Annotated in this window: 17 protein-coding genes; 4 read left to right on the forward strand and 13 right to left on the reverse strand. The window is 72.5% G+C overall.

Annotated elements, in window-relative coordinates; all coding sequences use genetic code 11:
- Positions 1 to 40 precede the first annotated feature (40 nt).
- The 10 genes from AC07DO_RS10745 to AC07DO_RS10790 all read right to left on the reverse strand — a co-directional run bounded on the left by AC07DO_RS10745 (position 41) and on the right by AC07DO_RS10790 (position 16,050).
- Positions 41 to 1,279, reverse strand: coding sequence for an O-antigen ligase domain-containing protein (locus tag AC07DO_RS10745; protein WP_479058502.1), 1,239 nt, complete (start codon positions 1,277 to 1,279; stop codon positions 41 to 43).
- A 1-nt stretch (position 1,280) separates the two neighbouring features.
- Entirely contained in the window at positions 1,281 to 2,828 is a 1,548-nt protein-coding gene (locus tag AC07DO_RS10750) for a right-handed parallel beta-helix repeat-containing protein (protein WP_479058503.1), read from the reverse strand.
- A gap of 9 nt (positions 2,829 to 2,837) precedes the next feature.
- Positions 2,838 to 4,826, reverse strand: coding sequence for a heparinase II/III family protein (locus tag AC07DO_RS10755; protein ID WP_479058504.1), 1,989 nt, complete (start codon positions 4,824 to 4,826; stop codon positions 2,838 to 2,840).
- On the reverse strand, positions 4,823 to 7,012 hold the full coding sequence (locus AC07DO_RS10760) for a bi-domain-containing oxidoreductase (RefSeq protein WP_479058505.1): 2,190 nt from the start codon (positions 7,010 to 7,012) through the stop codon (positions 4,823 to 4,825). Before AC07DO_RS10760 ends, AC07DO_RS10755 begins: the two co-directional genes overlap by 4 nt.
- A 25-nt stretch (positions 7,013 to 7,037) precedes the next feature.
- The gene (asnB, locus tag AC07DO_RS10765; protein WP_479058506.1) at positions 7,038 to 8,966 is read right to left on the reverse strand and encodes an asparagine synthase (glutamine-hydrolyzing); all 1,929 of its coding nucleotides are present in this window, start codon (positions 8,964 to 8,966) and stop codon (positions 7,038 to 7,040) included.
- Positions 8,967 to 8,969: 3 nt separating this feature from the next.
- Positions 8,970 to 10,532 carry a Wzz/FepE/Etk N-terminal domain-containing protein gene (locus AC07DO_RS10770; protein ID WP_479058507.1) on the reverse strand — a complete coding sequence of 521 codons (1,563 nt, stop codon included), beginning with the start codon at positions 10,530 to 10,532 and terminating at the stop codon, positions 8,970 to 8,972.
- Complete coding sequence (locus AC07DO_RS10775; protein ID WP_479058508.1) at positions 10,529 to 11,929, reverse strand: Wzz/FepE/Etk N-terminal domain-containing protein; 1,401 nt, start codon at positions 11,927 to 11,929, stop codon at positions 10,529 to 10,531. The genes AC07DO_RS10770 and AC07DO_RS10775 overlap by 4 nt, the downstream gene beginning before the upstream one ends.
- Positions 11,926 to 13,191 carry a glycosyltransferase family 4 protein gene (locus AC07DO_RS10780; protein WP_479058509.1) on the reverse strand — a complete coding sequence of 422 codons (1,266 nt, stop codon included), beginning with the start codon at positions 13,189 to 13,191 and terminating at the stop codon, positions 11,926 to 11,928. Before AC07DO_RS10780 ends, AC07DO_RS10775 begins: the two co-directional genes overlap by 4 nt.
- Positions 13,181 to 14,497 (reverse strand): nucleotide sugar dehydrogenase, encoded by a 1,317-nt coding sequence (locus AC07DO_RS10785; RefSeq protein ID WP_479058510.1) that lies wholly within the window; start codon positions 14,495 to 14,497, stop codon positions 13,181 to 13,183. The genes AC07DO_RS10780 and AC07DO_RS10785 overlap by 11 nt, the downstream gene beginning before the upstream one ends.
- Before the next feature lie 74 nt (positions 14,498 to 14,571).
- Positions 14,572 to 16,050 carry a sugar transferase gene (locus tag AC07DO_RS10790; RefSeq protein ID WP_479058511.1) on the reverse strand — a complete coding sequence of 493 codons (1,479 nt, stop codon included), beginning with the start codon at positions 16,048 to 16,050 and terminating at the stop codon, positions 14,572 to 14,574.
- An 823-nt stretch (positions 16,051 to 16,873) separates the two neighbouring features.
- Here AC07DO_RS10790 and AC07DO_RS10795 point away from each other — a divergent pair.
- Genes AC07DO_RS10795 through AC07DO_RS10810 form a run of 4 tightly spaced genes read left to right on the forward strand, consistent with a single transcriptional unit; the run spans position 16,874 to position 21,655 of the window.
- Positions 16,874 to 18,058, forward strand: a complete 1,185-nt coding sequence (locus AC07DO_RS10795) for a polyprenyl synthetase family protein (RefSeq protein WP_479058512.1) — start codon at positions 16,874 to 16,876, stop codon at positions 18,056 to 18,058.
- A complete protein-coding gene (locus AC07DO_RS10800; RefSeq protein WP_479058513.1) occupies positions 18,055 to 19,596 on the forward strand; it encodes a phytoene desaturase in 1,542 nt (513 codons plus the stop codon). The genes AC07DO_RS10795 and AC07DO_RS10800 overlap by 4 nt, the downstream gene beginning before the upstream one ends.
- A complete protein-coding gene (locus tag AC07DO_RS10805) occupies positions 19,593 to 20,621 on the forward strand; it encodes a phytoene/squalene synthase family protein (RefSeq protein ID WP_479058514.1) in 1,029 nt (342 codons plus the stop codon). The genes AC07DO_RS10800 and AC07DO_RS10805 overlap by 4 nt, the downstream gene beginning before the upstream one ends.
- Positions 20,618 to 21,655 carry a Rieske (2Fe-2S) protein gene (locus AC07DO_RS10810; RefSeq protein WP_479058515.1) on the forward strand — a complete coding sequence of 346 codons (1,038 nt, stop codon included), beginning with the start codon at positions 20,618 to 20,620 and terminating at the stop codon, positions 21,653 to 21,655. Before AC07DO_RS10805 ends, AC07DO_RS10810 begins: the two co-directional genes overlap by 4 nt.
- Positions 21,656 to 21,673: 18 nt before the next feature.
- Here AC07DO_RS10810 and AC07DO_RS10815 read toward each other — a convergent pair whose 3' ends face one another.
- From AC07DO_RS10815 to AC07DO_RS10825, 3 genes are read right to left on the reverse strand one after another with little or no spacing between them, the layout of a single operon-like run.
- A complete protein-coding gene (locus AC07DO_RS10815; RefSeq protein WP_479058516.1) occupies positions 21,674 to 23,242 on the reverse strand; it encodes an FAD-dependent oxidoreductase in 1,569 nt (522 codons plus the stop codon).
- Positions 23,239 to 23,967: a class I SAM-dependent methyltransferase gene (locus tag AC07DO_RS10820; RefSeq protein ID WP_479058517.1), complete on the reverse strand. Its 729-nt coding sequence runs from the start codon at positions 23,965 to 23,967 to the stop codon at positions 23,239 to 23,241. The genes AC07DO_RS10815 and AC07DO_RS10820 overlap by 4 nt, the downstream gene beginning before the upstream one ends.
- A 1-nt stretch (position 23,968) precedes the next feature.
- Positions 23,969 to 25,225: a lycopene cyclase family protein gene (locus tag AC07DO_RS10825; RefSeq protein ID WP_479058518.1), complete on the reverse strand. Its 1,257-nt coding sequence runs from the start codon at positions 25,223 to 25,225 to the stop codon at positions 23,969 to 23,971.
- Positions 25,226 to 25,332 lie beyond the last annotated feature (107 nt).

Here is a 25,332-nt window from a genome sequence, read left to right on the forward strand (position 1 = left end):
TGCGTGTCGTGCGGATCGTGTCCGGCGTGCATGCGTGAGGTCATCTCCGGGCCCATCGCGGGACGTGTCGTCTGGGGACTGCGGGCGTCGAGAGGAACGGGGGCGTGGCGGGTGTCGCGAGGAGAGCGGCGGCCAGGCCCAGGTGGAGCAGGTAGGGCGAGGCGTCGCCCAGTCCGGCCTCGGTGTACGACGAGATCGCGACGTAGCTGATCAGGAAGATCGCGCAGGCCCTCGCCAGGGACGGGGGCCGCAGCAGCGCGACGCCGCCGAGGACGAGGAGCATCGACGCCACGATGGCGACGCCGGTCAGTCCTTGCTCGTTGTAGACGGCCAGCCAGCTGTTGTCGATCGGCAGCCCGCCGAACGACTTGTCGCCGAGGCCCGTGCCGAACACCTTCTCCCCTGCCGTGCGGGGCGCCGACAGGAGGGCGTCCCAGACCTTGGCGCGGCCGGTGAGGTTGGAGAAGTTCTCCTGGCTCTGGCCGCGCAGGAACCAGGACTGGAGCGCGGAGTAGAACACCACCCCGGCGACCGTCACGCACACCACCGTCCAGGCGAAGAACCGGCGGGCGGCGGCGCTGGTCATGACGAGCGAGCAGATCGCCAGCGTCAGCCCGACGAGCATGCCGACGGTGGCCGTACGGGTGTGGGTCAGGGCGAGCAGGACGAGCGAGGGCACGATGACGAACGCCGCGCTGCCCCCGGTGGTCCTGCGGCCGATGACGAGCAGCACGGTGAGCCCGATGATCACCGCGGCGTACTGGCCGATCTGCGGCGGGGTGAGCGGCCACAGGGCACCGACGAGGCGTCCGCCGTAGTACTCGGGCATGGCCGTGCCCGGCGAGATGACAAGGCCGACCGCGACCGTCCCGAGCGCCACGAAGTACATCCGGATGTGGTGGCGGACGAACGTCAGGCTGCCGTCCCACCAGCGGGTGAGCAGCCACAGCGTGCCGACGAAGAGCGTGAGCCTGAAGCAGCGGAACAGCGCGCCGTACCCGACCTCCAGGTTCGCGCTGGAGAGCACGCTCGGGATGAGCAGCAGGGTGAGCAGGAGGACGAAGGCGCTGGGCCTGATGCGGAGCCGCAGGTTGAGCGCGAGGGCCAGCGCGAACGCGGCGACCAGCGCGCCCATGGTGGCCATCTGGATGAGGGAGCGGGGGATGGTGACGATGGTCTTCGCCCCGGCGGAGCCCAGCGTGTTGAGGCCGAGCAGCGCCCAGACGACGCCGACGGCCTTCGGCGTGCCGGCCGGGCGTGCCGCGGTGTCCGTGCTCATCTCAGCCACCGTCCTGCCGGACGAAGGTGCTGCCCGCGTCCTGGCGGGGCGGGGTGTCCTGCCACTGTCCCGAGTCGAGCTTCCGCGTCTGGTCGCCCGCGACGAAGTTCCACGGTCCGCGGTAGTCGTTGTCGTGCCAGCTGTTGCGCTGCTTCTCGGTGATCGCCTCGGAGACCCGCTTGCCCTTGTACGGCGACCACTTGGGGTAGGTGCCGTAGTTGGAGATGATCGCCATGCGGCCGCAGTCGTCCCCGCACTCGACGACCGACGGGTCGAGGTCGAAGCGGTTGTCGTGGATGTCCACGCGCTGGGTCTTCCAGCGGCAGTCGGCGTACAGCGGGGCCTTGGTGATGGCAGGCCGCTTGCAGCTGTCGGTGTCCTTCACCAGCAGCGTGCAGTAACCGGTCGAGGTGTTGGCCGGGCTGTTGCAGAACCGGTCGGCGTTCTCCCAGAGGGTGATGCCGTTCCAGTTGTTCTCCAGCACGTTCCGGTAGATCTCGACCTTGTCGGTGCGGGCGCGGACCCGGGGCTCCCCGCCGGACTCGGAGACGTAGATCGTCGCGTAGGGGAAGTCGTCCCCGCGGTCGGCGTTCCTGCGGCCCTCGACCCAGTTGTTCTTGCGGAACGTGTTGTTGCGGATGACCGCGTTGTAGCTGGTCTCGTACATGAGCGCGGCGCCGTCGTTGGCTTCGAGGAGGTTGCCCTCGATGCGGAAGTCGTTGTTGTTGTTGTCGGCCCACAGCCCGGCGCCGCGGTTGTCGTGGACCCAGTTGCCGTGGATGTCGGCGCCGTCGACGGCCCAGAACTTGATGCCGCCGGTGCAGCCGCAGCCCGGGCGGCGCCGCTCCCAGTTGCCGGTGTTGTTGCCCACGACCTCGTTGCCCTCGACCACCAGGTCCTTGATCGAGTCTCCGGTCTTGTACGCGTTCATTCCGTACTGCCCGTTGTCGCGCAGGCAGTTGTCGCGGACCTGCTGCCGGGCCCCGGCCATCAGCCCGGCGCCGGAGTTGTTCTGGATCTTCGCGTGCTCGATCACCCAGCCGTCGGCCATGTCGTGGTTGACCACGCCCTCGTTGTGCGGCGCGACGAAGCGCTGCACGGTCAGGTGGCTGATGGTGACGTCGGCGGCGGTGCCGCTGAACGCGTACTGGTTGGTCTTGCGGCCGTCGAGCACCGCGCCGGGCGCGCCGATGTAGCGGTTGCCCTTCTTGGTCATGATCTGCGCGTACCGGTCGGATTCGAGCCGGTGCCTGCCCGGCTTGAGCCAGAACGTGGTGTTCGCCGGTTTGCTCTTGGTCTTCTCTGCCAGGTCGCCGACGACCTTGGGGTCGACCGTCACCGCGCCCGCCGGCGCCTTCTCGGGACCGGCGGCGGGCTTGGCGCACACCCGTGCCACGGACGCGGTCGGCGCGGCGGTCGGCTTCGACCGCGCGTCCGACGTACCCGGTGTGCCCGGCTCTCCCGACGAGCTGTCGCAGCCGGTCACCGCCAGCAGGGCGAGTGCCAGCGGTGCCGCGGGCAGTGCCCAGTGCCGCCACTTGATCCCCACGTGTCCCCCCTAACCCTGGAACCTGAGTACGGAGGTGAAGCCCCGCACGCCGTCGGTGGATCCGGTGCCGATCAGCGTGGTGGAGGGTTCCTTGCGTCCGAACCCGGCGGAGTACCAGCCGAGCACGGCGTGCCCTCCACTCGCAGAGCTCGGGGAAGGGTCGCTCTCGCCGCGGTGCGCCTGCCAGCGAAGCTCCTCGGGCAGTTCGAGCACCGCGGAGCGGTCCTCGCCGTCCCGGGCCCAGGTGAGCGTGGCCCGGTTCCCTTCGAGGTCCGCGGTGATCGCCGGTCCGAGGTGGAACGCCAGGCGTGCGGTCCGGTGCGGGCCGTGCACCTCATCGGTGATCCGCACCTCCCGCTCATCCGCCGTCAGTTCGACGCGGCGGCGGTGTACGGAGGGCTGGTAGCCGTCGTGTTCGGCGCACCAGCGGGCCACGTCCCGGCCGGAGGTGTCGGCGACCAGGACACGGGTGCGGGCGTGCCGGGTCCACAGGAACGGGCCGCCGGACACGGACTGGTCGGCGCCGTCGAGTTGCAGGGTGTTGTGGCCGAGGGTGGAGCGGAAGTACTGCCGCCATTGGGGCTGACCGTGGTAGCAGTACGTGCCGGGGTCGGCGAGCACGTCCACCCCGTCGTGCCTGACCTCCACGGACAACGCGTCGGCGTGGGCGTGCGCGGCGATGGAGAGGAAGCCGTGCGGGCCGCCGTCGCAGCGGCACCAGATCTTCTCCGGGCCGCGCAGGATGGTCATGCCCGCGTCGGCGAAGTGGGCGGGGCGGCTCGCCGGACGGGTCACCCGCCGCGGGCTGTCGTTCTTCGCGTACGGGCGGAGGAGCGCCGCGAGGAGCGGGGTGCGCACGTCGCTGGCCGGCACCTCGGGCCACCAGTCGAGCCGGCCGAACACGGCGTCCCCGGTGGCGAGGAGCGAGGCCCAGCGGTCGGTGCCCGGGCCGTCCACGACGAGTCCGTGCCCGTCGTCCGCGTCGCCCTGGCGGGGCGGCCGCAGCCGGTTGTCGACGACGGCGGCGAGCGCGTCGGTCATGCGCAGCAGCACGAGGCGTACGGTCGTGGGGACGGCGACGCCCGCGGCGTCCGCCTCGGCCACCGCGGCCAGCCCGAGCTCGAGGACGAGTCCGTGGTATTCACTCGCCAGTTCGCGGTTGAGGCCGGACGGGAAGGTGTTGCCGCGCAGGTTCCGCTCAAGGGACCGCAGCGCGCCGTCGCGCCAGCGCGCGGAGGTCGGGAACCACGCGAACGCGCAGGACGCGGCGAGCTGTCCCGCGGCCTCGGCGATGACGTGGTTGTTCGCCGAGGAGCCGCGGCTGGGGAAGGCGGCGAGCCAGCGCTGGTGGTGCCAGATCTGGTTGACCGCGACCGGGTTGTTCTCGAACAGGTCGGCCGCGCCCGGCCAGTTGTCGAGCAGCCTGCGGATCCACACCCACGAAAGGAGGCGGATGCCCAGCTCGATGCCGCTGATCCAGTGGACTCCGCGCAGCGGCGCGTTCGCCGCCCACCAGGACCGCAGGTGCTCGTCCACCCGCCGCGCGTACCGCTCGTCCCCGGTGACCGCGTAGGCGGCGGCGAGCACGGTGAGGTACTGGTGCCGGGAGGGCTCCCAGATCTGCTTGATGTCCCCGACCGCGTCCTCGTCGCGGTAGGGCACGTCGAAGGCGTAGCCCCACGGGGCGCGCCGCCCGGTCTTCGGGTCGTACCACCAGTCCGGGTCCACCAGGTCGTCGCGGACCACGCCGAAGAACTCGACGTGCCCGGCCAGCAGCCGGTCCGCCTCGGCGACGAGCCGTTTCGCGGCCTCCGGCGGCACGGCGGCGAGCGTCCCCGCGGGCAGTACCGCGGTGAACCGGGCATCGGCGGGGTGCGGGCAGGCGGGCGGCGCGGACCGCCAGCGCCGCCTGCGCACGACGTCGCCGACGCGGCCGCCGACCTCCCGCGGTCCCATCCGGGAGAGCCGCCGCAGGTACCAGCCCGGGCTCATGCTCATTCGGCGCCCACCAGTGTCACCGGCGCGCCGCCGGCCAGGCCGGTCCGCACCGCGAGGGTGGCCGCGGTGGTGGCGGCCAGGGACTCCAGCGGCACCGGCATGGGGCCGCCGGTGCGCACGGCCCTGACGAACGCGGCCAGTTCGGCCTCCTGGCCCTTGTCCCTGGCCTTGGGCAGCCGGGAACTGACCCATCGCTTGCTTCCGTACACGGAGGCGCGGACGAAGTCGTCGAGACGCAGCGCCTTGCCGTCGGCGACCAGGTCCAGGGTCTCCTTGGGGAGACTGGCCGGTCCCGAGGTCACGTAGCTGATGGTGGCGGTGGACCCGTCGGGGTAGCGCAGGACGACCTGGAGGTCATCGTTGCCGGGGGTGGCGAGCGCGTACACCGATATCGGGTCGGCGTCGAGGAGCCAGCTCACGGTGTCGATGAAGTGCCCGCCCTCGCCGGCGAACCGCGTGCCCTCGCTGCCCTGCCGGAGGTACCAGCTGCCGTGCTGCAGTTGGCCCGCGTTGACCAGGTAGCGGACGCTGGCCGGTCCTGTCCGGGCGCCGAACCGCTTCTTGGCCTCGCGCAGCAGCGGGGAGAACCGGCGGTTGAAGCCCACCTGGAGCCGGTCGTTGCCGGACTCCTCCACGGCCTTCAGCACGTCGGCCAGTTCGTCCTCGCCGAGGGCCAGGGGTTTCTCCACGAAGACCGCCTTGCCGGCGTGGAGTGCCTTCTTGGTCAGCTCGGCGTGGGAACTGTGGCGGGTGACCACGAAGACCGCGTCGACGGACTTGTCGCCGAGCACGGCGTCGAGGTCGGTGGTCGCCTCGGCGAAGCCGAACTTCCGCTTCGCGTTGGCGGCGGAGAGCGCGGTCGTGGTGACCACGGTCGCCAGCTCGACGCCGTCGCGCCCGGTCAGGTGGGGCAGCAGCATCGACGTCGCGTAGTTCCCCGCGCCGACGAACGCGAGGCGCACCGGCGACTTGGTGGTGCGGGCCGGGGCGGACGACCCGCCGCTCAGCCTCACCGCGGGCACGGTCACCGCCGGAGCCGCCGCCTCGCCCGCCTCCGTCGTCTGCTCGGGGTAGCGGAAGAGCACGGCGACGGCCTTGAGGTCGCCGTCCTTCAGGTTCTGGTACGTCTCCACGGCCGCGTCGAAGTCGGCGATGTGGGAGATCAGGGGCTCCACGTCGACGCTGCCGCGGGCGGCGAGGTCGAGGAAGCACGCCAGGTTGCGGCGCTCGGTCCAGCGCACGTACCCGATCGGGTAGTCGCGGCCCTCCAGTTCGTACGACGGGTCGTAGCGGCCGGGGCCGTAGCTGCGGGAGAACCGGACGTCGAGCTCTTTCTCGTAGTACGCGTTCCACGGCAGGTCCAGACGGCACTTGCCGATGTCGACGACCCGGCCGCGGTCACGGCTCAGGTGGGCGGCCAGCTCGACGGGCTGGTTGCTGCCGCCGCCCGCGGCCAGATACACCTGGTCGACGCCGTGGCCGCCGGTGAGTTCGGCGACGGCGGCCTCCACTGCGGCGGACGCGGGGTCTCCGGCGGCCGCCGCGCCGAGCCGCTCGGCGAGTTCGCAGCGCGCCGGATCGGGGTCGGCCCCGACGACACGGACGCCCGATGCGACGAGGAGTTGCACGACCAGCTGCCCGATCAGGCCGAGGCCGATGACCAGCGCCACCTCGCCGAGCTGCGGCTCGCCCTGGCGGACGCCCTGCATCGCGATCGAGCCGACGGTGCCGAAGGCCGCGTGCCGGGGCGCGAGGCCGTCCGGCACCGGGGCGTAGAGGTTCCTGGGCACCCAGTTCACTTCGGCGTGCAGGGCGTGCTCGTTGCCGGCGCAGGCCACGAGGTCGCCGACGGCCACGTCGTCGATCCCGTCGCCGACCTGCTCGACGACGCCGCACAGCGAGTAGCCCAGCGGCGTGTAGGAGTCGAGCTTGCCCATCACCTTGCGGTACGTGGCGGGCACGCCGTTGGTGGCCACGCTCTGCATGACCTTGGCCACCTGGTCCGGCCGGGAGCGGGCCTTGCCCACCATCGACATGCCGGCCTCGGACACCTTCATGAGCTCGGTTCCGGTGGAGATCAGCGAGTAGGCGCTGCGCACCAGGACACCGCCGGGCTTGCATCCCGGTGCCGGCACGTCGAGCAGCGCCAGTTCGCCGCTCTTGTAGTTCTGCACAACCTGTTTCACCCGAGCTCCTCTTGTTTTACGTGTTTCAGGCCGCCTGGCTCCGGCCGGAGCCGGAGACAGCGCCGCGGTACCAGTACTCGAGCGTCAGCACATGCCACAGATGCTTGGAGAAGTCCCGCTGCCCCGCGGCGTCCTCGGCGACCATGCGGGCCAGCGCGTCGCGGCGCAGGATCCCGGAGTTGACGAGCACGCCGTCGTTGACGACCTCGCGCACCAGTGGCGCCAGGTCCCGGCTCATCCAGGCCCGCAGCGGCGCGCTGAACAGACCCTTGGGCCGGTACACGATCTCCTTGGGCAGGACCGATGTGGCGGCCTCCTTGAGGACGGCCTTGCCCTGCCGTCCGACGATCTTGCGGTCGCCGGGCACGGTGAAAGCCGCCCTGACCACGTCGACGTCCACGTACGGCACCCGCACCTCGGTCGACGCCGCCATGCTGGAGCGGTCCGTGTACGCGAGGTTGAGGCCCGGCAGGAACATCCGGGCGTCGCCCAGGCACATGCGGTTGACGAAGTCGTCGAGGTCGTTGTCCTGGTAGATGTCCGCGTGCTCGGTCAGCACGTCGTCGACGGTGCCCGCCAGGTCCGGGTTGACGAGGGCGAGCAGTTCGTCCTGGTCGTACATGGTGTAGCTGCGGCGGAACGCGGTCTCCTCCGGCAGGTCGGCGAAGGAGAGGAACCGCTTGGCGAAGCGCACCGAGCGGTAGCCCCGGCGGGCCGTGGCGACGGGCAGCCGGTCCACGACACCGGACACCCCGCGCCGCAGGGGCCCCGGGACGCGCTGGTAGCGGAGCGCGAGCAGGTTGGCCAGGTGCTTGCGGTACCCGGCGAACAGTTCGTCGGCGCCCATCCCGGAGAGCATCACCTTGACGCCGGCCTCGCGGGCGGCCGAGCAGATCAGGAACGTGTTGATCGCGGCGGGGTCGCCGATCGGCTCGTCCAGGGAGTACGTCATCTGCGGGAGCAGGTCGAGGACGTTCGGGGCGATCTCGATCTCGTGCAGGTCCACACCGAACTGCTGGGCCACCTGCCGGGCGTAGCGCAGGTCGTCCGGCATCGCCTCGAACTTGGCGTCCGCGGCGCGGAATCCGATGGTGTAGGCGGAGATCCCGGGCTGGTGGCGGGCCGCGAGCGCGGTCAGGTAGCTGGAGTCGAGGCCGCCGGAGAGGAAGGTCGCCACGGGGACGTCGGAGAGGAGGTGCTGCCGGGTCGACTCCTCGACGATGGCGGCCAGGTCGGGCCGCTCGCCGCTGCGGGCCCGCTCCTGGCCCTCCGCTGCCACGTCCTTGAGGTTCCAGTACGTGCCGCGCTCCTCCCGGCCGTCGGGCCGAATCCGCAGCCAGCTCCCCGGCGGCAGCTTCTCCGCCTCGCGGAACGCGCACCGCGAGTCGGGCACCCAGTAGTAGAGGAGCGAGGCCACCAGGGCCGCGTGGTCGACCTCGAGGGACCCGCCGGTCACGGCGGCGAGCGCCTTGAGCTCGGAGGCGAACACCATGCCGCCGCCGCGCCGGAGCAGGAACAGCGGCTTGATGCCGAGCTGGTCGCGGGCGAGCACCAGTTCGCCGGTCCGCTCGTCGAAGACGGCGAACGCGAACATGCCGCGCAGCCGGGGCAGGCAGTCCGTGCCCCAGCGCCGCCAGGCTTCGAGGAGCACCTCGGTGTCGGAGGTGCCGCGGAAGCGCACCCCGGCGCCCGTCAGCTCGGCGCGGAGTTCGGGCGCGTTGTACAGCTCGCCGTTGTAGGTGAGGGAGAGGCCGTCCGAGACCATCGGCTGGGCGCCGGTCTCGGACAGGTCGATGATGGCCAGGCGGCGGTGCCCGAGGTGCACCTCGCCGTCGCCGACGGGATGGCTGTACCTGCCCGACCCGTCGGGGCCCCGGTGGGCGAGGACGTCGGTGAGCCGGTCGGTCACCGCCTTGCCGTCGGGCCATCGGTACGTTCCTGCGATGCCACACATGTTCTACCTGGCCTCCTGGTCGCTGTACGGGACCCGTGCGGCCGGTACCGACGGCCTTTCCGTTCGCGGCTGCCCTTCTCCCACTGCCTGCACGGCGTGGGAGCCACCCCCGCCGCTCTGCCGGGGCGGCCGCTCATGAGGGCCTCGCAGCGCGGTGTGCAGTCCGTCCCACAGCGTCCCGTCGGTCCGGTCGCGGGGGTCGGGGTCGATCAGCACCACACCGATCACCGGGATGCGCTGCTCGGCGAGTTGCCGTGCCACGGTGTGCAGCCATGCGGCGCTGCCGTGTCCTGCCCGTACGACGAGCACGGCCTGGCCGCCCAGGTACTGGAGGTCGGTCCACGCCGTGCCGGGCGCGACCGAGCCGACTCCTATGCGGCGCACCTGGTGCGGGACGGTCGCGGCACGCTCGCCGCCGACGACGGTCACGTCTGCGGGTATGCGGCGGTTGTCGGCGAGCTCCGAGCCGGGCAGGCCGTCGATGACAACCACGGGACCCTCCGCCGCGAGCACCCCCGCGAGGTCCAGGGCGATCGCGCCCGTGGTGCGCGCGCAGCCCAGTTCCAGCAGGGACACCGGTTCCCTGGAGCCGCGCGCGGTGCGGGCCAGGGAGGCGGCGAGCCGTTCGCGTGCCGCCCGGGTGCGCTTGAGCTGCCAGCGTCCGGCCGGTCGGCGCGGAACGCGGGGCAGCTCGGCGATGACCGAGGCGCCCAGGTTCGCCGCCAGCTCGCGGCGCAGTACGGGACGGTCGGCCACCACCGAGGTGACGGCGGCCAGCGCGAGGCCCAGGACGAGACCGAGGACGAGTCCGATCGCGGCCTTGGTGGCGGCCGACTTGGGCAGCGACTGCGGCACCGCGCGCGGGGCGTCCACGATCTGCGTACCGGCGATGATCTTGGGCGTGCCCATCTGGGCTTCCTCGGCGCGCTGGTCGTAGTCGGCTATGCGCGAGGTGAGTTCGGCCCGGCGGGAGAAGAGGGACTCGATGCTCGCCGAGTCCTGCGGGTCGGTCTCCGGCGACCTGTCGCCGATCGACTCGTTGACCTCGGTGAGTTCGTCCCGCATCCGGTCGCGCTGGTCGCGCAGCGCCTTGGCCTCGGCCTTCGCGGCCGCCTGCATCCGCCGTACGTGGTCCGCGACGAACGCGTCCGCCAGTGCCTTGGCCCGGGCGACCGCTTCGGCGTCGTCCTTCCCCGTCACGTCGATCTGCATGAGGTTGTTGGTGAGGCCGGTGCCCCGGTAGTCCTGGAGGAAGTCCTCCGGCTTCTCGGGGGACTTGAGGGTCTGGAGGGCCTTGCTCGCGATCCGGGTGGTCCCCAGGATCTCGACGTCGGTACGGATCAGCGTTCCGGTGTCGTTGGGCTGGTCCTCCTGGTGCGTGACGAGCACCTTGGTCACCGCGCTCGGCGGGGGCGGCATGACGACCGCGAGGGCCGCGCCGATCAGCAGCCCGAGGAGCGCGAGCGAGCACCAGAGGCGGCGGCGCCTGCGCACCGACACCACCAGGGAGTGCAGGTCGAAGAGTGGGGTGGGCGCCGGGGAGTCCGCGGTCGGGTTCGTCGTCACGCCGGGCCTCCCGTCGCGTCGCCGCGCGCGGCGAGGGCCAGGGTGGCCTTCTCCGGGGGCTGGTCGGCGGGGCGTCCCGGGCGAGCACGGACCGCGCCCGCGACGACGACGCCGACGACCTCGTGCCTGCCGTCCGCGCACGCCTCGGCGATGCCGCCGAGTTCGGCGGCGGTCCAGTTGCCGGCGCTGAGCACGACCAGGGCACCGGACTCGGCGCCGCTGTCCGGTACCACAGGCCGGGAGACAGGGACTTCGACCACGCGCAGCACGGGGTACCCCCTGTTCGCGGCGGCCGCGGAGGGATCGCCCGCGGACTCGGCGACGAGCTGCCCGGCGGCCCGGTGGGCGACCCCGTCGCCCTCGGGCACGACGACGAGCAGCCGACGGGCGGCGGGCACCTTGTTGCGGAGGCGGGCGCACACGCGCCGGTAGCGGATCCGCCGTCCCGCCTCGTCGGCGGATCGCTGCGGGGCCGGTGTGTCCCACCGGGTGTCGAGGCCGAGGAACCGGCGGATCAGGGCTCGCGGACCGCCGCCGTCCGTCCGGTGCGCGCGTCCTTCGTCGGGTACGTCGACGGTGCCGAGCAGCTCGGAGCGGAGCGCCGCGGCGATCTCGGGTTCGGTGCGCAGCCTGCGGTTGGTGCGGGCGGCGGCGAGGTGGCCGATGACGGCGGACACCAGGAAGAGGAGCGCCCCGCCCGCCACGAGCTGCGTGCGCGTCGGCGGTGCCTCCCCGGTCGGCCGGGGCGACGGCCCCATGACGACCATGCCGGCCTTGCTGGACACGGTCTCGGCCTGGTCCAGCTTCTTCATGGCCTCCTCCAGCGAGGCACGCAGCTTCTCCAGGGAGGTGCGGGCCTGGACGCCTTCCACGGTCTGTCCCGGGTCGGCCGCGTCGGCGAGCTCGCTGATGCGGCGGCTGGTCGCCTCCACCTTCTTGCGGAGGGCCTCGGGGCCCGTCTCCGTGGCGGTGTCGGCGCTGCCGCCGGTGAGCCGTGCGGAGAACCTGACGAACTGCTGGGCCATGCGGTCGGAGAGCTGCTGTGCGCGCTCCGGGCTCTCTGCCGTACCCGAGATCTTGATGATGTTTCCGTCCGTGGCCTTGGCGCTGACCTTGTCCTTCAGCTCGGTGGCGGCGACGCCCTTCCAGCCGAGCTCGGCGGCCGCGCGGTCGACCACCGACGAGCTGGTCGCGACCTCCGCCTGGGTGAGCAGTTCGCGCTCCTCCCACTGCCCCGGCAGGAGTACGGACGCCGATGCCGTGTACCGGGGCGGGAACAGCACCACCGAGGCGCCGTACCCGACGAGTGCGCCGATCAGGGTGAGGACCGCGAGGAGCCGCCACCGTCGGCGGAGGACCTGGCCGATCGTGGCCAGTCGTATCGTTTCGTCGTTCAACGGAGCCGCCTCCTCCCCTGGCGTCCCGGGGCGGCTCTCGGCGCCGCGGTGCGTCCGCGGCAGGCGGCGTCGTAGGCGGCGAGCAGTTGCTGCTGGGAGTTCTGCCAGGAGAGCCGGCCGGTGATCCGGTCCTGGCCGATCGCGCCCATGCGGGCGCGCTTCTCCGGGTCGTCGAGCAGCTCCGTGATGAGCTTCGCGAACTGCGCCTCGTCGTTGGCGGGCGCGTAGACGGCGGCGTCCCCGGCGGAGACGCGGGCTTCACGGAGGTCGAACGAGACGATCGGCTTGCCCATCGCCATGTACTCGAGGACCTTGTTCATGGTCGACACGTCGTTGAGCGGGTTGTGCGGGTCGGGCGAGAGGCACACGTCCGCGGTGGACAGATAGCGCACCAGGTCGGCGTCGGGTATTCGGCCGGTGAACTCCACCTGGTCGGAGAGCCCGAGCTGCCGGGACAGCTCCACCATGGCGTCGAAGGCGTCGCCCGCGCCGACGAACACCGCGTGCCAGTCGGTCCTGCCGAGCTCGTCGCGGAGTTTCGCGAGGGCCCGCAGGGCGTAGTCGACGCCGTCCTGCGGTCCCATGACGCCGAGGTAGCACAGCAGATGGGGCTTGCCGTTCTTCAACTCCGGCTCCGGGGCCACCGGTTGGAACCGGTCGACCTGGGGAGCGCTGCGCACCACGAAGACGTCGTCCGGCCGCTTGCCGCCGCGGCGCACCGCGACGTCCCGGTAGCTCTCGTTGGTGGCGAGCACGATGTCGGCGGCCCGGTAGGTCATCCGTTCCAGCGCGCACACGCCCCGGTAGAGGAGGTCCTCGCCGCGGTCGAACCGGGAGAGGTACAGCTCGGGCACCAGGTCGTGCTGGTCGAAGACGAACCGGGCGCCGCGCCGGGTCAGCCACCGGACCGGCAGGAACAGCAGGTCCGGTGGGTTGCAGGCGTGGACCACGTGGACGGGGCCGACCTCGCGGATCAGCCGTGCCGTGTGCCACAACGCCGATCCGTACTCCCGCAGATAGCCGGCGGGACCGCCGGTGGCGGCGCGCAACGGGTAGCGGTGGATCCGCACCCCGTCGATCTCCGCCTCCGGTTCGGTGTCCCGTTTGGTGCCTTGGGGACAGATGACGTGCACGGTCCAGCCCGCGTCGCGGAGCGTCGTGCACTCCTGCCACACCCGCCGGTCGAACGGCACCGACAGGTTCTCCACCAGGATCAGCGCGCGCCGGCGGGGCCGGTCGTCACGTATTGCATTACCAAGCAAGGCCCACGTACCCAGGTTCGGTCCGGCGCGCGTCGGCGTCGGGAAGGTGGATGAGGTCGATCAGTACCGGTCCCTCGCCGTGGGGCAGCGCCGAGAGCACGGCCGGGTCCTTGGTCCCGACCAGGCACACGTCGGCGTGCTCCAGTACGTCGTCGACGGAGTCGGCGAGCAGTTGCGCGAGGTGCGGCAGCCGGGTCTCGATGTACTCGCGGTTGGCGCCGATCAGCCGCGAGAGGCTGACGTTGGCGTCGTAGATCCGCAGGTCGTACCCCTTGCCGAAGAGTCTCTCCGCCAGTTCGACGAGCGGGCTCTCGCGGAGGTCGTCGGTACCGGGCTTGAAGGAGAGCCCGAACATCCCCACCCGGCGCCTGCCGGTGCGCTCGACCAGCTCGACCGCGCGCTGCAAGTGGTCGGCGTTGGACGGCAGTACGTGGGACAGGATGGGCACCGAGACGTCGGCGCGCTGCGCGGCGTGGACCAGGCTGCGCAGGTCCTTGGGCAGGCAGGAGCCGCCGAAGGCGAATCCCGGCCGCAGGTACGCGGAGCTGATGTTCAGTTTGCGGTCGGCCATGAAGACGTCCATGACCTGGTGCGAGTCGACACCGAGCGCCTGGCACACGGCGCCCAGTTCGTTGGCGAAGCCGATCTTGAGGCCGTGGAACGCGTTGTCCGCGTACTTGATCGCCTCGGCCGTCGGGACCGGCACCCGGAACACCTCGCCGGGCAGACCCTCGTAGAGCGCCGCGACCGCGTCGCCGCTCGCCGGGTCGAGCTCGCCGATGACGGTCTTGGGCGGGTCGAAGAAGTCCCGCACGCTCGTGCCCTCGCGCAGGAACTCCGGGTTGACCGCGACCCCGAAGTCCACCCCGGCGGTGCCGCCGATGTGCTTCTCCAGGATGGGCACGAGCAGGTTGAGGCAGGTGCCGGGGAGCATGGTGCTGCGGAAGACGACGGTGTGCCGTCCGCCCCGCTCGGCGAGCGCGATGCCGATCTCTTCGGTGACGCGCTCCAAGTACGTGGTGCACAGGCTGCCGTTGGATTCCGACGGCGTGCCCACGCAGATCAGCGACACCTCGCTGTCCGCGATCGCTTCGCGGACGTCGGCGGTGGCGCGTAACGCGCCGGTCCGTACGACCTCGGCGGTGAGCTCGCCGATCCGCTCCTCGACCACCGGGGCCTTGCCGTCGTTGACCAGGTCGACCTTCACCTGGTTCACATCGACGCCGATGACCTCGTGCCCCCTGCCGGCCAGGCACGCGGCCGACACGCAGCCCACGTAGCCGAGCCCGAAAACGCTGACCTTCATGACTGGTCACTCCCCCCAAGGCCGGCTCTCCCGGCCTGCTGTACGCGCCCTGTGCGGGCGCCGGTCCCCGTGCATCAGTAGGCCCCCTGGCCGTGGATCACCGCGCGCAGCGTCTTCCACAAGATCACTGTGTCGAGGGCGAGCGACCAGTCCTCCACGTACCGCAGGTCGAGGCGGACCGCCTCCTCCCACGGCAGGTCGCTGCGCCCGCTGATCTGCCACAGACCGGTCAGCCCGGGCTTGACCAGCAGCCGCCGCCTGATGTCCGGGCCGTACGCGGCGGACTCCTCCGGCAGCGGGGGCCGCGGCCCGACGAGCGACATCGATCCGGTGAGTACGTTGAACAGCTGCGGGAGCTCGTCGAGCGAGTACCGCCGCAGCACCGCCCCCACCCGGGTGACCCGCGGGTCCCTGCGGAGCTTGAAGAGCAGTCCCGCGCCCTCGTTGCGGTCGGTCAGCTGGGCGCGTGCGCTGTGCGCCCCGGTGACCATGGTGCGGAACTTGAAGATGGTGAACTCGCGGCCGTCCTTGCCGACTCTTCGCTGGCGGTAGAGCGCCCCGCCCCGGCTGTCCGCGAGGACGAGCAGGCCGACGAGCACCATCAGCGGCGCGAACAGGACCAGCAGGAACGCCGCGCCCAGCCGGTCGACGAAGCCTTTGACCACTCGCCGGCCCCCGGTGAAGGTGGGCATGCTCACCCGCAGGAGCGGGATCCCGAGCACCGCGTCGACGTGCAGCCGCGGGCCCGCCACCTCCATCAGGACGGGTGCCACGACCATTTCGGCGTCGCTCCCCTCGAGGTTCCAGGCCAGCCGCTGGAGCCGGTCCGGTGACCAGTGCGGGTCCGGGGTGACCGCGACGACCCGGTAGCCGTCGCGGCGGACGTGGTTCGCGACGTCCGCGAGCCCGCCGACGATCGGCACTCCGTCGAGATGGTCGCCTTCGGGTCCGATGCCGTCCGCCGTGCACACCGCCTCCACGCGCCAGCCGAGGTGCGGGAGCTTGCGGGCCCGGGTGATCAGGTCGCGCACGGTGGCCGGGCTGCCGGCGGCGAGCACCGGCCGCAGGCACCGTCCGTCCTGTCGCCGCTTGTGCAGCCGCAGGCGCAGCAGATACCGCGCGGTCATGGTGACGAGCCCGATCGCGGGGATCGCCACGAAGATCCAGAGTTTGATGTTGCGCGAGGTGAGAGCGATTCCGCCGAGCGCCAGGACGACGACCGCGGTGAAGAGTGAACGTCCGAGGCGCCTGAATTCCTCGGCGCCCTGTCCCAGTACGGACGGAGCCCACGCACGGCTGACCGCCAATGCGCCCAACACCAGGAGTTCGGTGCCGAATGCGAGAATGCCCCACTTCTCATGCCAGTTGGCTGCGTCCCGGGCCCCGAAGAAGATACCTATTCCAGCCACCACAAAGGCGGTGGCCAGGGTATCGCTGGTGATCACGGTGCGCCGGTACCGCTGCTCCCATTCAGTTGTGGGCTGGCCGATCGCCCCGTTCGTCAGACGCCCTCGCGCCGACGGAAACGGGCTGACTAATCCCCCCTGCCGCACAGAACCCCCCAGGTTCCCAGTGGTTCGACGTGTTCGCCCAGCACTGCCCCTCCCCCCCGGGAGACCCCCGCCTCCCGCACTGGTCCTCCCCCGGGAGACCCCCGCCTCCCGCGCCGCGCTGTTCCTCCCCGCGGAAAGCGCACGCCCCACGCGCACGGCATTCCGCACAATTCAGCGCTTGTGAACAACCCACCCCAGCGGCAAAGGACGCACTCGTCCTGCCGGAATCACGAACTGAAACCGGAACCCGTCCAAACCCCGGGTGCTCCCCGCACCCGAAGCCCGCCCCGGGCCCCAGGAAATTGATCACCCCCACGTACGGCGTCGGCACGCGATCACTCGCTGTCCGCAACGCCGGACTATTGCTGATTTATAGCTGCCTCGCGCCCGAACAGCTGAAGCACGGACAATCTAGAGCATGGGGACGGGTATGGAGAGGCCATGTGTGGAATTTGTGCTCGACCTTTGAGACCGGATCAACCGTTCGGTGAACACCCGTGGCTCTGTAACGGTCAGGACACGCACTGTGACCAGCGACGATAGGGGCTACCGACCGCCCGGGCGGTGACGACCCGGAGTCGGCGCCACCGCATGGGGGGCCGGATGGCTGACGCAATTTCGCCCCCGAAACCGCGGCCGAATGGCCAGTTCCATGGCCTTGGCCACGGATTTGGACACGTTCGCACACCGTGCACCCACCGGCGTCACCCGCGCCGTCCCGGTGACGGTCGGTAGGTGCCGTGCGGGTGCATCCGACAGGCCTACGGCGCCCGAAGCGTTCTGTGACCCGTATCGATCAAGTGTCACGGTGGGAGGCCGCGCCATGCTCTCGGGACCCGCGGAGGGGACCAGGCAGGACACCCTGGACGGAGCGAGCGCGTGCGACATCGACGCCGACGTGTCCGCCGCGGTGCACCGTACGTTGGAGGGCATCCTCCAGGGACGGCTCGAGGAAGCCAGAGCCATCGACCCCGTCTTCGCCGGGGACATCGCGGACCGCGTGGCCCGGTTCACCCTGAGCGGCGGCAAGCGCATCCGGTCGCAGTTCCTCTGGTGGGGCCTTCGGGCCCGCGCGGGAGGCGCCGGGCCCGGCCGGGTGGACGCGGCCCTGCGCCTCGCCTCGGGGCTCGAACTCATCCAGACGTGCGCTCTGGTCCACGACGACGTCATGGACGGCTCGCCACTGCGCCGGGGCAGGGACGCGGTGCACGTGGATCTCCGGAACCAGTACGGACCGTACGAGAAACAGGACTTCGGGACGGCCGCCGCGATCCTCGCCGGTGACCTGGCGCTCAGCTGGGCCGACGACGTGGTCGCCGCGACCGCCCTCGACGCGGTGCGGGCGCCCCGGGTGCGCGGACTGTGGCGGGCCATGCGCGCGGAGATGGTCGCGGGCCAGTACCTGGACCTCCGGGGGCAGGCCACCGGGTCGCGGTCGATGACCGAAGCGGTGCGGACAGCCGTGCTCAAGACCGCCCTGTACTCGGTCGAACGCCCGCTGGCCCTCGGCGCGGCGCTCGCCGGGGCCGACGACGCGACGACCGGAGCGCTCTGTTCGGCGGGTCGCTGCGCCGGAATCGCCTTCCAGCTGCGGGACGATCTCTTCGGCGCGTTCGGCGATCCCGGGGAGACCGGCAAACCCTCGGGGGACGACATCCGCGACGGCAAGGGCACGTACCTCCTGGCGGTGGCGGCCGCGAGGGCCGAGGCCGCGGCGGATCACGACGTGCTGGCGCTGCTCGACCGGTGTGTGGGCAGGGCCGATCTGGCCGACGACGACGTGCGCGGGGTGCGGGAGGCGTTCGTGACGACCGGGGCCCGCGGGATCGTCGAGGACAAGATCCACAAACTGGTCCGGCAGGCGCACCGTCACCTCGCCGCCGTCGCTCTGGTCCCCCACGCGGACCGGCGGCTGCGCGAACTGTTCTGCCGCGTGGCCGGTCTGCCCGTGTCCGGCCACGCGCCCGACGCCCCGTGTTTTCCCTGGACCGAGAGCGGGAGCCGATGAGGACCATTCCTGGCCGTACCGACCATGTGGTGATCGTGGGCGCCGGGCTCGCGGGCCTGTCCGCGGCCCTGCATCTGCTGGGCTCGGGACGGGCGGTCACGCTCGTCGAACGGGCCGGGCAACCGGGCGGCCGGGCCGGGCTCGTGGAGCGCGGGGGCTACCGGATCGACACCGGCCCCACGGTTCTGACCATGCCGGAACTCGTCGAGGACGCCTTCGCCGCGGTGGGTGACAGCCTGCGCGACCGGCTCGACCTCGTGGCGCTGCACCCCGCCTACCGGGCCCGGTTCGCCGACGGCGGCTCCCTGGACGTGCACACCGCGCCCGAGGCCATGGAGGCCGAGATCGAACGCTTCGCCGGTACCCGGCAGGCCATGGGGTACCGGCGGCTGCGCGCCTGGCTCACGCGGCTCTACCGGCTCCAGATGCGCCGGTTCATCGACACCAACTTCGACTCCCCGCTGGAACTCCTGACCCCCGACCTGGTCCGGCTGGCCGCCCTCGGCGGCTTCGGGCGCCTGGACGCGCGCATCGCCTCGTTCATCTCCGACGAGCGGCTGCGGCGGGTCTTCTCCTTCCAGGCGCTGTACGCGGGTGTGCCGCCGGCCCGCGCCCTGGCCGCCTACGCGGTCATCGCCTACATGGACACCGTCGCCGGGGTCCACTTCCCGCGCGGCGGCATGCACGCCGTGCCGCGCGCCATGGCGGCCGCCGCGGAGGACGCGGGCGCCGACGTCCGGTACGGGCACACGGTCCAGCGCCTGGAGAGGTCGGGTTCGCGGATCACGGCCGTCGTCACCGACCGGGGCCGCATCCCCTGCGACGCGGTGGTCCTCACCCCTGACCTCCCCGTCGCCTACGCGCTCCTGGGCCGCGCCCCGCGCCGCCCGGTCCCGCTGCGGCACTCGCCGTCCGCGGTGGTCCTGCACGTCGGCACCGACCGCACCTGGCCCCAGTTGGCCCACCACACGATCTCCTTCGGGTCGGCCTGGGAGCGGACCTTCGACGAACTGACCCGCACCGGGAAGCTCATGTCCGACCCGTCCCTGCTCATCACCCGGCCGACGGCGACCGACCCCTCCCTCGCCCCGCACGGCCGCCACCTGCACTACGTGCTCGCCCCCTGCCCCAACACCGACATCGGCCCCGCCGCCCGGGACTGGACCGACCTCGCGCCCCGCTACCGCGACAGCCTCCTCGGCGAACTGGAGCGGCGCGGACTCGCCGGGATCGGGGCGGCGATCGAAGAGGAGTGCATGGTGACCCCCGCGGACTGGACCGCCCAAGGACACGCGGCGGGCACCCCGTTCTCCGCCGCCCACACCTTCCCGCAGACCGGCCCCTTCCGGCCCCGCAACCTCGTGCGGGGCACGGACAACGCGGTCCTCGCGGGCTGCGGCACCACGCCCGGTGTGGGCGTGCCCACGGTCCTGATCTCCGGCAAACTGGCGGCCGCGCGCATCACGGGACCGCCGCGCGAGGCGGCCCGCACCCCGGGGCGGCCCGCGGCCACCGGCGCCGAGGGGAAAAGCGGATGAGCGGCCGCGAGCTGGACGCGGCGGCGATCACCGATCCCGCGCTGCGCGCCGCCTACCGCCACTGCCGGCGCCTCAACGCCCGCCACGGCAGGACGTACTTCCTCGCCACCCGGCTGCTGCCGATCGAACGGCGGCCCGCCGTGCACGCCCTGTACGGCTTCGCGCGGTGGGCGGACGACATCGTCGACGACCTGGAGGTCACCACCGCGCCCGCCGAACGCTCCCTGGCGCTGCGGCGGCTGCAGGCGCAGCTCGACCTGGGGATGCGGACCGGGGAGAGCAGCGAACCCGTCGTGACGGCGCTGGCCGACACCGCCCGCCGGTACGCCATCGACCCGCTGCACTTCAGCGACTTCATGACGTCCATGCGCCAGGACCTGGAGGTGACCGAGTACCCCACCTACGGCGATCTGGAGCGGTACATGCACGGCTCCGCCGCCGTGATCGGCCTGCAGATGCTGCCGGTGCTCGGCACCGTCGTCCCCCGCGCCGAGGCCGCACCGCACGCCGCCGCCCTCGGGGTCGCCTTCCAGCTCACCAACTTCTTGCGGGACGTGGGCGAGGACCTGGACCGCGGCCGGATCTATCTGCCCCAGGACCTGCTCGCCGCACATGGCGTCGACCGGGCGCTGCTGCACTGGAGCCGCACCACCGGTCGCGGGGATCCCAGGATCACCGCGGCGCTGAAGGAGGCCGCCGCCCTCACCCGCGGCGTCTACGCCACCGCGGCCCCGGGCCTGGCCATGCTCGATCCGGTCGCACGCCCCTGCATCCGCACCGCCTTCGTGCTGTACGGCGCGATCCTGGACGCGATCGCCGACGGCGGATACGCCGTCCTGCACCGGCGGGCGGCCGTCTCCCGCCGCCGCCGCGCCGCGGTCGCCTGCGACGGCCTGGCCCGGGTGGTCGCCGCCCGCCTGCGGCACCGTCCGGACGGCGCCCCCGCTCTGCCGCCCACCCCGCCCGAAGAGGCGTCCTCGCACCACGGCACGTACGCCCCGCACTCCCGGAAGGAGCCGGTATGAGCGGCAGCCGCTCCCCCGAGCCCGGGCGCTACCCCAAGCCCGGCCGCTACCCCTTGCGGCTGCGCCGCAGGCCCGTGGCCTGGGAGGACCAGCGGCCGACCTGGCGCGAGGCACGGCCCGCCGTGATCGCCGCCGCGTTGAAGCGTGCCCAGGGCCGTCCGTCGGGCAACTGGTACGTGCTGGGCGCGACCCGGCAGCTCAGGGACGACCGCCCCCTGGGCCGCACGGTGGCGGGGCGGGAGATCGTCCTGTGGCGTGACGCCGAGGGTGCGCTGCGGGCGGGCCCGGGGGCCTGTCCGCATCTGGGCGCCCCGCTCAAGGACAGTCCGGTGCGCTGCGGGACGTTGATCTGTCACTGGCACGGCATGTCCCTGGACGGGACACCGTTCGCGGGCTGGAGTCCGTATCCAGCCTTCGACGACGGCGTCCTGATCTGGGTCAGGCTCGACGACGTCGGCGGCGAACCGCCGCTGGAGCGGCCGGTGCTGCCCTGGCGTCCCGACCCGGGGGAGAGCGTGACGGCCGTGATGACGGTGGCCGGCCGCTGCGAGCCGGAGGACGTGGTCGCCAACCGGCTCGACCCCTGGCACGGCGCGTGGTTCCACCCGTACTCCTTCGTCGATCTGACCGTGGCCCCCGTCGCGGACGGCGACCGGGACGATCCGCGGCAGGACGCGTTCACCGTCGACGTGTCGTTCAAGGTGGCGGGGCGCGCGGTCGTGCCGGTGCGGGCGGTCTTCACCGCTCCCGAGCCCCGTACCGTCGTCATGCACATCACGCGGGGCGAAGGCGAGGGTTCCGTGGTGGAGACCCATGCGACGCCCCTGGGCACGGACCGGGCGGGGCACCCCCGTACCGCGGTCGTCGAGGCGGTGATCGCCACGTCCGGGCGCCCGGGTTTCCTCGCCGCCAGGGCCGCCGCGCCCGCGCTGCGGCCGCTCATGAGGGCGGCGGCGGCCCGGCTGTGGCGCGACGACCTGGCGTACGCGGAACGCCGCTGGGCCCTGCGCGACGCGGGCCGGTTCCCGGGCTGAACCGGCCCGGGGACCGGCTCACGTGCCGAGCAGCCGGTTGAGTGCCCGCAGCGCCGGGACCCGCCCGCGGTCGGGGACCGACCACAGCGTCTGGCCGTGCAGCCCCCAGCGTTCGAGCAGCGCGTTCGCGGCGAGGAATCCCGTGGTCACGGCGCGCTCCATCAGGGCGGCCGGCAGGTCGCTGCGGACGAGGTCGCCCGCGACGGTCAGGGCCGGGTCCGCGGTGTGCACGGTGGGCCGGTCCTCGTAGCCTCCCACCGCGAACAGCGGGCAGTCGGCGCGCCATTCGTGCCGCTCGTCCACGATCTTGGCGTCGCGCGTCTCGGGGTAGACGCGTTGCAACTGCATCCGCAAACGTTCCTGCTCCGCCGTCCGGTCGGCGCCGGGATCCACCGCGTACGCGTGCAGTTCGACGACCGAGCCGCCGGTGCGCGCGACCCAGCGCAGCGCCTCGCCCTCCCACCGTTCGAGGACACTCACGTTGTCCAGCGGCCCGTAGCCGCTGGTTCCCATGAAGCCCGGCCGGTCGGCGGCCACGGGCCGGTCGAGCCAGAGACGGGAGACGAGGAAGGGCGGGGCGGTGCGCAGCCGCATGATCCGCTCGCGCCACTGCCGGTCGGCGAGCCGGGGCGAACGGGCGACGACGTGCTGCAGGCCGGTCGTGTCGAGGGCGAGCACCACGGTGTCGTACGGGGCGCCGCCGTCCTCGGTGGTGACGCGGAACCCGCCGCCCGGCACCGGCTGGACGCTCTCCACCCCGTGCCCGGTGCGGATGTCGACGCCGAGGCCTGCGAGGTAGCCGGCCAGCGGTTCCCAGAAGGCCGTCGGGAAGGGTTCCTGCGGTACGTCGAAGAGCAGGCCCTCGCTGGAGCCGAGGAAGTAGATGTGGAACATGAGGGCGAGTTCGGCGGCCGAGAGCAGGCGCGGGTCGGCGAAGAAGCTGCGGGAGAACACCTCGAAGGCCAGGTGGTGGGCGGCTTCGGGGAACCGGATCCGTTCGAGGAGTTCGTGCGCGCTGGTGCGGTCGAGCCGCCGGTAGGTCTCGGGGACGCGTACGTCCATCAGGGGCAGGGCGGCGCGCGGGTTCATCTTGGCCAGGTCGCGCCCGCCGAACGTGGGGCTCAGCGCGGCGAAGCCGAGTGCGCTCCACGGCGGGGTGCGCGGCACCTTCGCGAAGCTGTCCCGGAACCCCGCGCTGTGCTGGAGCGGATAGTCGGGCAGGCCGGTCAGCGTGATGAGGCCCGGGTCGATCCGGCGCAGCAGGCCGCGCAGGTTGTAGTACTGGCGGAAGAACGCGTGGAAGCCGCGGGTCATGGTCGCCGTGGAGCCGTCGGCGAGCTCGATGGGCCAGCCCGCCAGGCGTCCGCCGAGCTGGTATTCGCGTTCGTACAGGGTGACTCGGACGCCGCGTTCGGCCAGGGCCGTGGCGGCGGCCAGGCCGGCGAGGCCGCCGCCCACGACGGCCGTCGTACGCGTCCGGCCCTTCGGTACGCGCGCGAGTCCGGTCGGCGCGTGCCAGACCCGGGCGCGGCGGTCGCGGCCGCGGCGGGGCGTCGCGTACGGCTGTTCCGTGACGTTCAGGTTCATCGGACGGCCCCGCCGGAGCCGTCGGCCGCGCCCAGCACGGTGTGCACGATGCCCGTCTGCCAGCCGGGCATCGGCAGGACGCGTACGCGGCCGAAGCCCGCTTTGCGGGTGCGTGCGGCGAACGCGTCGGCGGTGTCGAAGCCGGAGACGCTGCGGAACAGGTGCCGGTAGAGCGCCCCGTCACCGGACAGGGTGCCCGCGGGCTGAACCACCGCCTTGCAGACGGCCGTCCACACCAGGCGGTCCGTCAGGCGCCCGCTGAGGGTGTACTCGTGCACGGCGAGGCGGCCGTGCGGGGCGAGCAGTGCGCGGACCGCGGCGAGTACGGCGTCCGGGTCGGCGAGGTTGCGGAAGAGGTAGGCGGCGAAGACCGCGTCGAAGGGCCCCTCGACGCCCGCCTGTTCGAGCCGTTCGGCGGGGGCGTGCACGAAGGTCACGGAGGGCGGCCAGGGCTTGGCCGCGGCGCGCTCCAGCATGCCGGCCGACGCGTCGACCGCGACGATCTCGGCCAGCGGGGCGGCGCTGAGCAGGGCACCGGTGGAGGCGCCGGTGCCGCAGCCGAGGTCGAGCAGGCGCAGCCCCGCGCCGCCGTCCGGCAGCCGCAGCCGCCGGGCGGAGCGACGCAGGTGCGCGTGGTAGCCGGGGTTGGCCGCGACAAGGCGGTCGTAGGTGCGGGCGGCGTGGTCGAACGCGGCGGACAGGGTGTCGTCGCGCAGCACGGTCATCTCAGTTCTCTTTCCGTTCGGCCGGTTGTCCGGGCCGCGGGGCGGGCGCGGGGGTGGGGGCGGAAGCGGGGGCGTGGGCCCGGTGCTTGCGCAGTCGGGGCAGCTCGGCCGCCGTACGCAGCATGGGGGCCACGGGGGTGTGCAGCCCGATCGTCAGGTCCTCGCGGACGCCGGTGCGGCCGTCGAGGAAGCGGAGCAGCCGTTCCATGGGGACCTCGCGGAAGAGGCGGGTGAAGAACGACGCGCCGCTGACCCGGCCGGTGTCCAGGGCACGCAGCAGTACGGCGTCCATCGCCCGTGACCGCGCCGAGTGCGGGGGCGGCGGCTGCGGGGTGCGGCCGCGGTGGTAGGCGGCGGCGACGGCGCGTGTCTGCCGTTGGATGGCGGCGAAGGTGTACCCGGTCGAGGGACGGGTCGCTCCGCCCGCGGTGCCGATGCGGAAGACGGAGCGGCCGGCGCGGCGGGGGAAGCGTGCGTCGGTCATGGGGATCACGCCGTGCTCCACGCGGACGACTTCGTGGGCGCCGAGGGCCAGTTCGTCCGTCAGGTACCGCGTCAGCGCGTGGTCGTACGCCGCGTCGTCGAGGACCTGGCGGGAGAACTCCGTGTACTCGACCAGGGCTTGGCGCGGGCCGGTGGGCAGCACGTAGGCGAAGGACAGCCCGTGCGGCGGCTGGGGCGTGCGGAAGTCCATCAGGTCCGCCACCAGCGGGTCGAAGGCGGGCCGGTCGGTCGTGACGAACCAGCCGTGGAAGTGCTGCAGCAGGGTGGTGCGGCCCGGCGGCAGGACTCTCGGCGGACGCGAGTCGAACACCCAACGGGCGTGCAGCGACAGGGGGCGCCCGCGGGGTGTGCGCGTGCGGACCTCGGCGCCGTCGCCGACGTCACGGATCTCCTCGACCACCGCCTCCAGACGTGCCACGTTCGACTCGTCGGCGAGGCGGTCGCCGACAAGGGACTCGAAGGCGCCGGAGCGCAGCATCTTGTAGCGCAGGGGGGCGGGTGAGGCGGCGACGGCGGTGCCGTCCGGGGCGCGGACGCGCAGGGTGTCCCAGACGGCGGTGAGGGCGGCGTCGAACTCGCCGTGCGGCTCCTCCCAGAAGCACCAGGTGCGCTCGGCGGGCTTCAGGGGTCCTGCGGGGGCGTCGATCAGGACCACCGACGGCATCGGGCCGCCGGGGCGGTCGACGGCCAGCCGGTAGGCGAGCGACAGGCCCGCCGCGCCGGCCCCCACGATGGCGATGTCCGCGTCCTGCATGAAGCCCCTCGCCGGTCGTCCGCCCCTGCCCATGCCCAGCATTCCGCACGGGATCGCCACTTGGATGCACCGACCGCGCGCGAATCGCCGGTGACCGGTGCGGCGGT

Source organism: Streptomyces sp. NPDC045678, assembly GCF_056432085.1.

Bases quoted from the DNA above. Each gene is read 5' to 3' on its own strand.
- asnB (WP_479058506.1), bottom strand. From the start codon at position 8,966: ATGTGTGGCATCGCAGGAACGTACCGATGGCCCGACGGCAAGGCGGTG.
- AC07DO_RS10810 (WP_479058515.1), top strand. From the start codon at position 20,618: ATGAGCGGCAGCCGCTCCCCCGAGCCCGGGCGCTACCCCAAGCCCGGC.
- AC07DO_RS10795 (WP_479058512.1), top strand. From the start codon at position 16,874: ATGCTCTCGGGACCCGCGGAGGGGACCAGGCAGGACACCCTGGACGGA.
- AC07DO_RS10815 (WP_479058516.1), bottom strand. From the start codon at position 23,242: ATGAACCTGAACGTCACGGAACAGCCGTACGCGACGCCCCGCCGCGGC.
- AC07DO_RS10825 (WP_479058518.1), bottom strand. From the start codon at position 25,225: ATGCAGGACGCGGACATCGCCATCGTGGGGGCCGGCGCGGCGGGCCTG.
- AC07DO_RS10805 (WP_479058514.1), top strand. From the start codon at position 19,593: ATGAGCGGCCGCGAGCTGGACGCGGCGGCGATCACCGATCCCGCGCTG.
- AC07DO_RS10755 (WP_479058504.1), bottom strand. From the start codon at position 4,826: ATGAGCATGAGCCCGGGCTGGTACCTGCGGCGGCTCTCCCGGATGGGA.
- AC07DO_RS10785 (WP_479058510.1), bottom strand. From the start codon at position 14,497: ATGAAGGTCAGCGTTTTCGGGCTCGGCTACGTGGGCTGCGTGTCGGCC.
- AC07DO_RS10745 (WP_479058502.1), bottom strand. From the start codon at position 1,279: ATGAGCACGGACACCGCGGCACGCCCGGCCGGCACGCCGAAGGCCGTC.
- AC07DO_RS10820 (WP_479058517.1), bottom strand. From the start codon at position 23,967: ATGACCGTGCTGCGCGACGACACCCTGTCCGCCGCGTTCGACCACGCC.
- AC07DO_RS10800 (WP_479058513.1), top strand. From the start codon at position 18,055: ATGAGGACCATTCCTGGCCGTACCGACCATGTGGTGATCGTGGGCGCC.